The organism is Bradyrhizobium sp. 160 (genome assembly GCF_023073735.1).
Taxonomy (GTDB): Bacteria; Pseudomonadota; Alphaproteobacteria; order Rhizobiales; family Xanthobacteraceae; genus Bradyrhizobium.
In genome coordinates this window covers 444,829-457,410 of record NZ_JADPKD010000034.1, presented here as the reverse complement: position 1 = coordinate 457,410, position 12,582 = coordinate 444,829, and the positions used below count along the sequence as shown (strand labels likewise).

Below are 12,582 nucleotides of genomic sequence, written 5' to 3'. Positions count from 1 at the left end.
TTCGCTACTCACCACTCGCCCGTGCCGTAGGCACGCACTGCCCGTTGTTAGTGCTTGATCGCGCTCACATCAGGTGTTCTGCTCAAAAAAGCTGCTGGAGCACCGCACCCCGTGTCGATCTACGTCGCACTACACCACGTCACGCACTACAAATACGACCGCCCGATCGATCTCGGCCCGCAGACCATCCGGTTGCGGCCGGCGCCGCATACTCGCACGCCGATCCTGAGCTATTCGCTCAAGGTCACGCCATCCAATCATTTCGTGAACTGGCAACAGGACCCCCAGGGCAATTGGCTCGCGCGCTACGTCTTCCCGGAGAAGACGACCGAGCTGAAGCTCGAGGTCGATTTCACGGCGCAGATGACCGTGGTCAATCCGTTCGACTTCTTCGTCGAGCCTTATGCCGACAGTTTTCCGTTCGACTATCCGAAGGACCTGAAGACGGAGCTTGCGCCCTATCTCGAGACCATCAAGCCTGATCGCTTGTTTGCGCAATATCTCGATGCGATCCCACAGGAAGCGCCGAACACCGTCAACTTCCTGGTCGATCTCAATCGCGAGCTCCAGAAGAAGATCCGGTACATCATCCGCATGGAGCCGGGCGTGCAGTCTCCGGAGGAGACGCTCACGTCCGGCGCCGGCTCGTGCCGCGATTCCGCCTGGCTCTTGATCCAGACCTTCCGCCATCTCGGGCTCGCCGCCCGTTTCGTCTCCGGCTATCTCGTCCAGATCCGTCCCGACATCGATCCGATCGAGGGGCCGCCGGAGGTTGAGAACGATTTCACCGATCTGCACGCCTGGGCCGAGGTCTACCTTCCGGGCGCGGGCTGGATCGGGTTCGACGCGACCTCCGGTATGCTCGCCGGCGAGGGGCACATCCCGGTTGCCGCAACACCGCATTATCGCTCTGCCGCGCCGATCTCCGGTGGCGCCGGCTTTGCCGAGGTCGAGTTCGCATTCGACATGAGCGTGAAGCGCATTCGCGAGGCGCCGCGCATCACAAAACCGTTCTCTGACGAAGCCTGGGCGCGGCTCAACGATCTCGGCGAGCAGGTGGACGGCGATCTTGCCGCCCACGACGTGCGGCTCACCATGGGCGGCGAGCCGACCTTCGTCTCGGTCGACGATCTCGAGGCGGCGGAATGGAATATCGACGCCGTCGGTCCGACCAAGCGTGCCGTTGCCGACGATCTGATCCGCCGCCTGCGCGTGCGGTTCGCGCCCGGCGGCCTGCTGCACTTCGGCCAGGGCAAATGGTATCCTGGCGAGACCCTGCCGCGCTGGGCGTTTGGCCTGTATTGGCGCAAGGACGGCGTGCCGATCTGGAAGAATGCGGATCTCATCGCCAGGATCGAGAATCCGCGGCGCGCTAACGTCAAGGACGCCGAGGCCTTCATGGAGGGAACGGTCGCACGGCTCGGCCTCGATCCCGGCTACATCATGCCGGCCTATGAAGACCCCGCCTATTGGTCGCAGAAGGAGGGGGAGCTTCCCATCAACGTCGATCCCTCGGATTCCAAGCTGTCCGATCCGGAAGCGCGCGCCCGCATGGCGCGGGTGTTCGACGAGGGGCTGAATACGCCAAAGGGCTTCGTGCTGCCGGTGCAGCGCTGGAACGCCGAAGCGCCGCGCTGGCGCAGCGAGCGCTGGAAGCTGCGTCGCAAGCATCTGTTCTTGATGCCCGGCGATTCCCCGCTCGGCCTGCGATTGCCGCTCAGTGCGCTCGAATATGTTCCGCCCGATCGCTATCCCTATGTCGTCGAGCAGGATCCGATGGAGCCGCGCACCAAGCTGCCGGTGTTCGAGCGCATGCCACGCCTGCAATCGCCGCCGCCGCGGCCGGCGCCGGAAAGTCCCGACGCAGCGGAGCCGGTACGCACCGCGATGTCGATCGAAGTCCGCGACGGCGTGCTCTGCGCCTTCTTGCCGCCGGTCGAGCGCATCGAGGATTATCTGGAGCTGGTCGCGGCCCTCGAAGCCGCGGCCGAGGAGATGCAGCTCCAGGTTCATGTCGAGGGTTATCCGCCGCCGTTCGATCCGCGCATCGACGTCATCAAGGTGACGCCTGACCCTGGCGTGATCGAGGTCAACGTCCAGCCGGCAAAGAATTGGCGTCAGGCTGTCGACATCACCGTCGGGCTCTATGAGGATGCCGCCAAGATCCGTCTCGGCGCCAACCGTTTCCTGGTCGACGGCCGCCATACCGGCACCGGCGGCGGCAATCACGTCGTGGTCGGTGGCTCGTCACCGCAGGACTCACCGTTCCTGCGGCGGCCCGATCTCTTGAAGAGCCTCGTGCTGTACTGGCAGCGGCATCCGTCGCTGTCCTATTTCTTCTCCGGCCTGTTCATCGGCCCGACCAGCCAGGCGCCGCGTATCGACGAGGCGCGCCACGACAGCATCTACGAGCTCGAGGTCGCGCTGTCGCATGTGCCGCCGCCGGGGACCCAGACGCCGCTGTGGCTGGTGGATCGCCTGTTCCGGCATCTGCTGGTCGACATCACCGGCAACACCCACCGTGCCGAGATCTGCATCGACAAGCTCTATTCGCCGGAAGGCTCGACCGGCCGCCTCGGCCTGGTCGAATTCCGCGCGCTCGAGATGCCGCCTGATCCGCGCATGTCGCTGGCTCAGCAGCTCCTGATCCGCGCGCTGATCGCAAGGTTCTGGCGCGAGCCGCTGGCAGGTAAGTTCGTGCGCTGGGGCACCGCGTTGCATGATCGCTACATGCTGCCGCATTTCATCTGGGAGGATTTTCAGGACGTGCTCACCGAGCTGAAGCAGTTCCGTTATTCCTTCGAGCCGGAATGGTATCTGGCCCAGCTCGAATTCCGCTTCCCCGCCTTCGGCCGGGTCCATCATGGCGGCGTGACGCTGGAGCTGCGGCAGGCGCTGGAGCCCTGGCACGTGCTCGGCGAGGAGGGTTCGGCCGGCGGCACGGTGCGCTATGTGGACTCATCGGTCGAGCGGCTTCAGGTCAAGGCCGAGGGCTTCGTCGAGGGTCGCCACATCGTCACCTGCAACGGCCGCCGCCTGCCGATGACCTCGACCGGGCGCTCCGGCGAAGCGGTGGCCGGCGTCCGCTTCAAGGCCTGGCAGCCGGCCTCCGGCCTGCACCCGACCATTCCGGTCCATGCGCCGCTGACCTTCGACCTGATCGACACCTGGAACGGCCGCTCGCTGGGCGGCTGTGTCTACCACGTCGCCCATCCCGGCGGACGCAACTACGATACCAAGCCCGTCAACACCTATGAAGCCGAGGCGCGGCGGCTGGCGCGCTTCCAGGACCATGGCCATACCCCTGGGCCAATACAGCCGCCGCCCGAGGAACGCACAAATGAGTTTCCGCTGACCCTCGACTTGCGGACCCCGCTCCTGCAATGAGTATGATGGTGGGGCAGGGAGAGGCGCATGGCCGAGGGCGCAGCCGAGCAGGACGACCAGGCGGGCAGGGCGCAAGGACTGCGTGAAGGCCAGCGCCGCCTTGCGCAATGGGTCCGCGATTATAGCCGCCTGCCTGGCATCCCCGACGAGTTCCTGGGACCCGACGGCGCCCCGCGGGCGGTCTGGAGCCGCTTCTTCGATGCCTTCGGCGCGCTCGCGCCCGACGAGGTCGAGCGTCGCTTTGGCATGGCCGACCGCCATCTCCGCGAGGCCGGCGTCACCTATCGCGCCCCAGGCGACAGCGCCGACCGGCCGTGGTCGATCAGCCATCTGCCGCTCCTGATCGACGAGGCCGACTGGAAGCAGCTCTCCGCCGGCATTACCCAGCGCGCCGAATTGCTCGAGCTCGTGCTGCGCGACATCTATGGCGAGGGCCGCCTCATCGCCGAGGGCGCACTGCCCGCGGCTGCGATCGCCGGCAGTCCCGAATATCTCCGTCCCGTCTGCGGCGTGCCGCCGCCCGGCGGGCGCTATCTCTCGATCTATGCCGCCGATGTCGGCCGCGGTCCTGACGGCCGCTGGTGGGTACTTGGCGACCGCACGCAGGCGCCGTCGGGGGCGGGCTATGCGCTGGAGAACCGCCTGGTGCTCTCGCGCGCCTTCTCCGATCTCTACAAGTCGATGAATGTGCCGCGCGTCGCGCCGTTCTTCGAGGCGTTCCGCGATAGCCTGCGCGCGCGTGCCGACCGCGACGAGCCGCGGATTGGCGTGCTCACGCCGGGCAGCTTCAGCGAGACCTATTTCGAACATGCGACGCTGGCGCGCTATCTCGGCTTCCTCCTGGTTGAGGGCGATGATCTCGCGGTCAGCGACAACCGCGTTCACATCCGCACCGTCGCCGGCCTGAAGCGGCTCGACGTACTCTTGCGCCGCGTCGATTCCAACTCGCTCGACCCGCTCGAGCTCGATGCGTCCTCGCATCTCGGCGTACCCGGCCTGATCGACGTGCTGCGCAAGGACGGCGTCGTCATCGCCAACATGCCCGGCTCGGGCGTGCCGGAAGCACGGGCGCTGCTCGGCTTCCTGCCGGCGCTGAGCCGCCGCCTGCTTGGCGAGGAGCTGAAAATGCCGCACATCGCGACCTGGTGGTGCGGCCAGCGCGCGGCGCGCGACGAGGTGCTGGCGCGGCTCGACCAGGTCGCGATCGAGGGCGCCTACCGGCGCGGCGTTCCCGGCTTCGACAGCACGGGGCCGGTGCTCGCGAGCGAGTTGGATGCGAGCGAGCGCCAGCGCCTGGTCGACGCCATCATCGCGCGCGGCATGGACTATGTCGGTCAGGAGGTGGTGCGGCTCTCGACCATGCCGGTGTGGGAGCAGGGCCAGCTCACGCCGCGGCCGTTCGTGCTGCGCGTGTTCGCAGCCGCCACGCCCGATGGCTGGGCCATCATGCCCGGCGGCTTCTGCCGGATCGCCGAGCAGGCCGATGCGCGCGCGGTGTCGATGGGCGACGGTGCCCGCGCCGCCGACGTCTGGGTCGTCTCGGACAAGCAGGTCTCGACCGCGACGCTGCTGCCGGCGACCGACAAGGTGCGCATCCGCCGCATCGCCGGCGTGCTGCCGAGCCGCGCCGCCGACAATCTGTTCTGGCTCGGGCGCTATCTGGAACGCGCCGAGGCGACGCTGCGCCTGGTGCGCGCGTTGGGATCGCCGAGCGGGCCCAACAAGGGCAGCTCGGCTACGATGCAGTCGATTGAACGGATCCAGCGCCTGCTGGTGGCATGGGGCGCGGTCACGCAAACCTCGCGCGCGGCGCCTGGACCTATCGTCGCCGAAGCGCTGCAGAGCCCGGATCGTTTCGGCTCGGCGCTGTCGCTGGTCCGCGCGGCGCAGCGCACGGCGACCTCGTTGCGCGAGCGCCTTTCGCCTGATGCCTGGCAGGTCATCACCGAGATGGCCGAGCGCCTCGCCCACGAGGTCGAGGACGATGACAGCGTCTTGAGCGCGGCCGAGCTCACCTTGCAGGAGCTCGCGAGCTTTGCAGGCCTCGCGCAGGAGAACATGAACCGCGCCGCCGGCTGGCGCTTTCTCGATATCGGCCGCCGCGTCGAGCGCGCCGTCAACACCACGCGCTTCACGCGTCAATTCGCCTATGACGAGGCCGGCGACGAGGATCTCGACATCCTGCTGACGCTGGTGGATTGCCAGATCACCTACCGCTCGCGCTATCTGCTGGCGCCGGTCCTGGCGCCGGTACGCGACCTCGCCGTGCTCGATCCCTACAATCCGCGTTCGGTGGCGTTCCAAGTGACGACGCTCAACGAGCACATCGCCGCGCTGCCGAGCCTGAAGGAGCACGGCCTGATCGAGAAGCCGCAGCGGCTTGCGGTGGCGATGCAGGCGATGCTCGCGACCGCGGAGGCCGAGAAGCTCGAGGTCAAGACGCTGTTCGCGCTGGAGCAGGATCTGCTCCGCCTCGCGGAGGCGATCGGGCAGCACTATTTCCCGCATGGCCCCAATGCCAGCCGGCCGGAAAAGCTGACGGGGCTGGCGTGATCTACGACATCCGTCACGTCACGACTTACGGATATGAGAGTCCGGTCAGCTTCGCCCGCTGCACGCTGCGGCTGGAGCCGAACAGCGGCAATGGCCAGGAACTGATCTCACACCACGTCGAGATCCGTCCGCGTCCGGCCGAGCGCAACGTCCGCCGCGATTTCTTCGGCACGCTCACCGAGAGCGTGGTGATCGAGGCTGCGCACGGCAACTTGCGGATCGATTCTCGATCACGTGTGTCGGTCTCGCGACAGCCGCCGGCGCGTGATGCAGAAAGCCCGGCCTGGGAAAGCATTCGCGACATTGCCTTCGAGGCGACGAGCCTCGGGCCGTCCTCGCCGGTCGGCTATGTCTTTGCGAGCCCGCTGGTGCCGGTGCTGCAGCCGGTCAGCGCCTACGCGGCGATGAGCTTTGCGCCCGGCGCCGGCGTCCTCAAAGGTGCAGCCAATCTCATGCACCGCATCCGCAGCGATTTTCGCTACGACCCGAAGGCGACGGTGATCTCGACGCCGCTCGGCGAGGTCTTCGACAAGCGTCACGGCGTCTGCCAGGATTTTGCTCATGTGATGATCGCAGGGTTGCGCGGGCTCGGCCTGCCTGCGGCCTATGTCAGCGGTTATCTGCGTACCGTTCCGCCGGCGGGCCAGCCGCGTCTGCAAGGTGCCGACGCCACCCACGCCTGGGTGTCGCTGTGGTGCGGGGCGGAGCTCGGCTGGGTCGATTTCGATCCCACCAACGATCTCCTGGTCGCAAATGACCATATCGTGCTCGCGGTCGGGCGCGATTTTTCAGACGTGTCGCCGGTCGACGGCATCATCGTCGGCTCGCCGAAGCAGAAACTCGGCGTCGCCGTGGACGTGCTGCTGGTGGAATGACCGCAATCTTGCGGTCTGGACGAAAGCCACCCTAAGCGGTATCGCGCCGTAACTGCAACCGCGCTCTATGACGCAGCGCAACTGCAACATATTTTCGTGTTTTCGTCCTGGGATTTGGTCAGTCGGCCCAAGATGGGCTATGCTCGCTCGTGCGTCGAGGACAAGAATGAGGCGTCGGGAGTTGGCATGGAACACCAGCGACAGACGGGGCTGCATCCATGATGACGTTACCGAGACTGGCGGCCGAGACCCTGGAAAAGTTGCTCGGTAGGTTCATGCGCCGCCGGTACGATGAGACTTCTGCAAGCATCGTCGAGAGCGCCACCCGCACCGCGATGGAATGCATCGGCAACAGCGATGCGCTATATCACAATATCGAGCACACGATGCTGGTGACGCTGGCTGCCCAGGCGATCCTCAGCGGCCGAAGTCTTCACATCCATCTGCAAGCTGAAGATTACGTCCATGTCCTGATCGCCTGCCTCGCGCACGACATCGGCTATGTGCGAGGCCTGTTCGAGGAGGATGACGGCGACGGATTCGTGATCGATGCGGCCGACACCAAGATCGCCCTGCCGCGCGGTGCATCTGACGCCAGTTTGATGATGTATCACGTCGATCGCTCGAAACTTTATGTGACGCGGCGGCTGCGACATATTCCTGGAGTCGACCCGGACCGCATCGCGCGCGCCATCGAGGGCACGCGGTTTCCGGCCCGCGAGGGCCAGGACTATGACGAGGAAGCCTCGATCCTGCGCGCCGCCGATTTCATCGGCCAGCTCGGCGATCCCAACTATCTGCGCAAGGCCAACGCGCTCTATTACGAGTTCGAGGAGGTCGGAATCAACCGCCAACTCGGCTACGACTCGCCCGCCGACATCGTCAACCGCTACCCACAGTTCTACTGGAACAGCGTCGCACCGCATATCCAGACCGAGATCGGCTATCTCAACAAGACCGAGATCGGCCGGCAGTGGATCGCCAATCTTTACAGCAACGTGTTCCGCGCCGAACGCGACATCTCGCTGTCCGGTCCGCAGAAATGAGATCGAGCTCGAAGCTCGGATGAGCGCAGCGATATCCGGGTTCAGCATGGCCTCATCCCGGATGTCGCTTCGCTGGTCCGGACTATGATAGCGAACAGCTTGGCGAACAAGTCATGCAACACAAAACGGTCGCCACCGACATCCTCGACATCGCCTATCTCGAGTACGGCGCGCCCGACGGCTGGCCTTGCATCATGGGCCACGGCTTTCCCTACGATGTGAACGCCTACGCCGAGACCGCACCGATGATTGCACGGGCCGGCGCGTGGGTGCTGGTGCCCTGGCTGCGCGGCTACGGGCCGACGCGGTTTCGTGCTGCCGGGACGCTGCGCTCCGGCGAGCAGGCGGCGCTTGGCGCGGATCTCCTGGCCTTCATGGACGCACTCGGAATCAAGCGCGCGGTCGTCGGCGGCTATGACTGGGGCGGACGCGCCGCCTGCGTGGTTTCGGCGCTCTATCCGGAGCGCGTGATCGCCCTCGTCTCCGGCAATTCTTACAACATCCAGAACATCGCCTGCGCGATGGAGCCGGCCTCGCCGGCCGAAGAGGCCGCGCTCTGGTATCAATATCTCTTCCACAACGAGCGCGGCCGCCGCGCGCTGGAGCGCAACCGGCGCGGCTTTGCGCGTCAGCTCTGGTCGATGTGGTCGCCGAAATGGACGTTCGACGAGGCGACGTTCGAGAAAAGCGCAGTATCCTTCGACAATCCTGATTTCGTCGATGTCGTGATCCATTCCTACCGCCACCGCTATGGGCTGGTTGACGGCGACCCCGCCTATGCCGCGATCGAGGCCAAGCTCGCCGCGCAACCGCCGATCCGCGTCCCGACCATCGCAATCGACGGCGACAGCGACGGCGTCAATCCCGGCACCGCCCATCACGCGCGCAAGTTCGAGGGGTTGTTCGAGCGGCGCGTTTTCACGAATGCGGGTCATAATTTGCCGCAGGAGCGGCCGGTCGAATGGGCGAGGGCCGTGCTCGACGTCCGGAAAGCGGCCTCATAGAGCCCGTTTCTAGTCTCGCGGCTGGCTTGTCTGTCGTGCTTCCGATTTTTCCTGATTCTGGGAACCTTTTCCGATTGCAGCCGTCCAAGCTGTGGGGCCGCCTCTGTGTTGCGGCTCGTCGCAGGGAGGATCTAGATGAAGTCACAAGTGCGCAAGCTGGAACGTGTCGCGGTTGCGCAGAGGCCAACCGAACGGCCCGATCGGGCGGAGGTCGAGCAAGCGGTCCGGACCATGATCCGCTGGGCGGGCGATGATCCCGCGCGCGACGGTCTGCGCGACACACCGGATCGGGTTGCGCGAGCCTTCGAGGAATATTTTTCCGGCTATGCGCTGGATCCAACCGAAATTCTGCAAAAGACCTTCGAGGAAATCGAAGGCTATGACGAGATGATCGTCCTGCGCGGCGTCCGCTTCGAAAGCCATTGCGAGCACCACATGGCGCCGATCGTCGGCCGCGCCTGGGTCGCCTATATCCCGCAAGGGCGCGTGGTCGGCATCTCAAAGCTGGCGCGCGTGGTGGACATCTATGCGAAACGCCTCCAGATCCAGGAGAAGATGACCGCGCAGATCGCCAATACCATCAACGACGTGCTGAAGCCCGAAGGCGTCGGCGTCATCATCAAGGCGACGCATCACTGCATGACCACGCGCGGCGCGCACAAGCCCGGGACCGATCTCGTCACCAGCCGCATGCTGGGCGTGTTCCGCGACAATGCGCTGACACGTCAGGAGCTGCTGGGGCTGGCCAATTCGGACGATTGATCCGCGCTTGCTCAAGGAGATGACGCCATGACCGAGCACAAGCCGAGCGGATCCGACCTGGCCAAGGGCGTATCACTGACCGCGTTCGAGGACGGCAAATTGCTCGGTCACGTGGGCGAGGAAGACGTCCTGCTGGTGCAGGCCGGCAGCGAGATTTTCGCGATCGAGCCGGCCTGCAGCCACTACCACGGCCCGCTCGCCGAGGGCTTGGTGGTCGGCGACACCATCCGCTGTCCCTGGCATCACGCCTGCTTCTCCCTGCGCACAGGCGAAGCCACCCGCCCGCCGGCGCTGAACGCGCTGGCGGTGTGGGAGGTCACGCGCGATCGGGACAACATCGTCGTCCAGCGCAAGCGCGACGCACCGAAGCCGTCGGCAGCGCATCGCAGCGCGTCGACGCCGGAGAAATTCGTGATCGTCGGCGGCGGCGCGGCGGGCTTCGCCGCGGCCGACACGCTCCGGCGCGAGGGCTTTGCCGGTGCCATCACCATGCTCAGCAATGACGGCGCGATGCCGGTCGACCGGCCCAACCTCTCAAAGGATTACCTCGCCGGCAACGCGCCGGAGGATTGGCTGCCGCTGCGGGGCGAGGACTATTATCAGGACGCGGGCATCGATCTCAGGCTCAACACGAACGTCTCCGCCATTGATCCGCAGGCGCGCAACGTCACGCTGGGCAATGGCGACAGACTGCCGTTCGAGAAGCTGCTGCTGGCGACCGGGGCCGAGCCGGTCAAGTTGCAGATCCCGGGCGCGGACCAGCCGCAGGTCCACACCTTGCGCTCGGTTGCCGATAGCCGCGCCATCATCAAGGCCGCAGGGATCGCCAAGCGCGCCCTGGTGATCGGCGCCAGTTTTATCGGGCTCGAAGTCGCAGCCTCCTTGCGGGCGCGGAAGATCGAGGTGCATGTGGTCGCGCCCGAGGAACGGCCGATGCAGCGCGTGCTCGGCTCGGAGATGGGCGACTTCGTTCGCGCACTGCACGAAGAAAGCGGTGTGATCTTCCACCTCGAGGACACCGTGGAGAAGCTCGAGGGCGCACGCGCCACGCTGAAGAGCGGCGGGGTGATCGAGGCCGATCTCGTCGTGGTCGGCATCGGCGTCAAGCCGCGTCTGGCGCTCGCCGAGCAGGCGGGTCTTGCCGCCGATCGCGGCGTGAGCGTGAACGAATATCTGGAGACCAGCGCATCCGGCATCTTCGCCGTCGGCGACATCGCGCGCTGGCCCGATCCGCACTCGGGCCAGAACATCCGCGTCGAGCATTGGGTCGTTGCCGAACGCCAAGGCCAGACCGCAGCGCGCAACATGCTCGGCAAGCGCGAGCGCTTCGACGCGGTGCCGTTCTTCTGGTCCCAACATTACGATGTGCCGATCAACTATGTCGGGCACGCCGAGAGCTTTGACGATATAGTGATCGACGGCAGCATCCCGGGCAAGGACTGCCTGCTGAAGTACCGCAAGGGTGCCCGCGTGCTCGCGGTTGCTTCGATTTACCGCGATCTCGACAATCTCAAGGCCGAACTCGGGATGGAGCGGTCGCGCACCTGAAGCCAAGCATCGGGTTTGACCCCAACGCCATTCACGTTACAGGCGCTGGAGGCGCTCCATCAGCAACTCGACGCAAGACCGTCTGGCGCAACTCCGCTGATCTGATGTGCTGACAAGAAGCAGCACGCAGCGCGTTCGCTTCGCGCGGACGATGATCACGGGGGAGAAACCATGAAATCCGCTTTGGTCCTGGCCGCAGCGCTGGCTTACGCCTGTCTGTTCACGCCCGTCGCCGCGCAAAAATCCTACGGTCCCGGCGTCACGGACACGGAGATCAAGATCGGCAATACCATGCCCTATAGCGGCCCGGCCTCGCCGCTCAGCATCACCGGCAGGGTGATCGCGGCCTATTTCGATGAGGTCAACGAGAAGGGCGGGGTCAATGGCCGCAAGCTCAATCTGATTTCCCTGGACGACGCCTTCTCCCCGCCCAAGACCATGGAAGCGGCGCGGCGGCTGGTCGAAGGCGATGGCGTCGCCTTCATCTTCGCCACCATGGGCACCGCGCCGAGCTCGGCAATCGCAAAGTACCTGAACAGCAACAAGGTGCCGCAACTGTTTCTGATCAGTTCGGCCTCGAAATGGAACGATCCCGCCAACATGCCCTGGTCGATGGCGCTGCCATGGGCGCCGAACTACACCAGCGAAGCGGCGATCGACGTCGCCTATGCCCGTGCCAAGAATCCGAATGCGCGCTTTGCGGTGCTCTATCAGAACGACGATGCTGGGAAGGAATATCTGCGCGGTGTCAAGGAAGCGCTCGGTGCCGACGCCGACAAGGCGATCGCGATGGCCTCGAGCTTCGAGGTTGCCGACCCCACAGTCGATTCCCAGGTGCTGACGCTCGCCAATACCAAGGCCGACGTCTTCATGATCTATTCGGTGACGCCGCGCGCCTGCGCGCAGGCGATCCGCAAGGCGCACGAGGTTGGCTGGCAGCCGACGCGCTTCCTCGCCTCCGGCTGCGCCAACAAGGCGACCGTGATGGTGCCGGCCGGCCTCGATGCTGGCAAAGGCGTGCTGTCGCTCGGTGCGCTCAAGCCGTTCGTCGCCGAGCCCAAGAACGATCCGGCGATGACGGCCTATATCGATTTAATGAAGAAGCGCCTGCCCAATGCCGACATCAACAACGTCGCCGGCCTCTACGGCTACACCGTGGCCGAGGCGCTGGTGGTCCTGCTCAAGCAGTGCAAGGACAATCTGACGCGCGAGAACATCATGGCGCAGGCGTCGAACCTGAAGAACGTGCCGTTGTCGCTGCTGATGCCCGGCATCACCCTCAACACCACCCCACAGGATTTCCGCCCGATCAAGGACGGCTACATGCTCCAGTTCGACGGCAACGACTGGATCGTGGCAAGCGAGCTGCTGCGCGGTACCTGACGCGCCGGCCGAGCGAACCGGAGG

At 65.5% G+C, this 12,582-nt stretch carries 8 protein-coding genes; all 8 read left to right on the top strand.

Annotation, left to right across the window (positions count from 1 at the left end; all coding sequences use genetic code 11):
* The first annotated feature begins 111 nt into the window (after window positions 1–111).
* Window positions 112–3,387: a transglutaminase family protein gene (locus tag IVA98_RS15930; RefSeq protein ID WP_247355174.1), complete on the top strand. Its 3,276-nt coding sequence runs from the start codon at window positions 112–114 to the stop codon at window positions 3,385–3,387.
* A 27-nt stretch (window positions 3,388–3,414) separates the two neighbouring features.
* Window positions 3,415–5,940 (top strand): circularly permuted type 2 ATP-grasp protein, encoded by a 2,526-nt coding sequence (locus IVA98_RS15925; protein ID WP_247301347.1) that lies wholly within the window; start codon window positions 3,415–3,417, stop codon window positions 5,938–5,940.
* The gene (locus IVA98_RS15920; protein ID WP_247336470.1) at window positions 5,937–6,815 is read left to right on the top strand and encodes a transglutaminase family protein; all 879 of its coding nucleotides are present in this window, start codon (window positions 5,937–5,939) and stop codon (window positions 6,813–6,815) included. The genes IVA98_RS15925 and IVA98_RS15920 overlap by 4 nt, the downstream gene beginning before the upstream one ends.
* A 218-nt stretch (window positions 6,816–7,033) precedes the next feature.
* Window positions 7,034–7,861, top strand: a complete 828-nt coding sequence (locus IVA98_RS15915; RefSeq protein WP_247301345.1) for a metal-dependent phosphohydrolase — start codon at window positions 7,034–7,036, stop codon at window positions 7,859–7,861.
* A 113-nt stretch (window positions 7,862–7,974) separates the two neighbouring features.
* Window positions 7,975–8,865 carry an alpha/beta fold hydrolase gene (locus tag IVA98_RS15910; RefSeq protein ID WP_247301344.1) on the top strand — a complete coding sequence of 297 codons (891 nt, stop codon included), beginning with the start codon at window positions 7,975–7,977 and terminating at the stop codon, window positions 8,863–8,865.
* Between the two features lie 135 nt (window positions 8,866–9,000).
* Complete coding sequence (gene folE, locus IVA98_RS15905; RefSeq protein WP_247278915.1) at window positions 9,001–9,627, top strand: GTP cyclohydrolase I FolE; 627 nt, start codon at window positions 9,001–9,003, stop codon at window positions 9,625–9,627.
* Between the two features lie 27 nt (window positions 9,628–9,654).
* Complete coding sequence (locus tag IVA98_RS15900) at window positions 9,655–11,175, top strand: FAD-dependent oxidoreductase (protein WP_247301343.1); 1,521 nt, start codon at window positions 9,655–9,657, stop codon at window positions 11,173–11,175.
* Between the two features lie 171 nt (window positions 11,176–11,346).
* Window positions 11,347–12,558 carry an ABC transporter substrate-binding protein gene (locus IVA98_RS15895; protein ID WP_247355173.1) on the top strand — a complete coding sequence of 404 codons (1,212 nt, stop codon included), beginning with the start codon at window positions 11,347–11,349 and terminating at the stop codon, window positions 12,556–12,558.
* Window positions 12,559–12,582 lie beyond the last annotated feature (24 nt).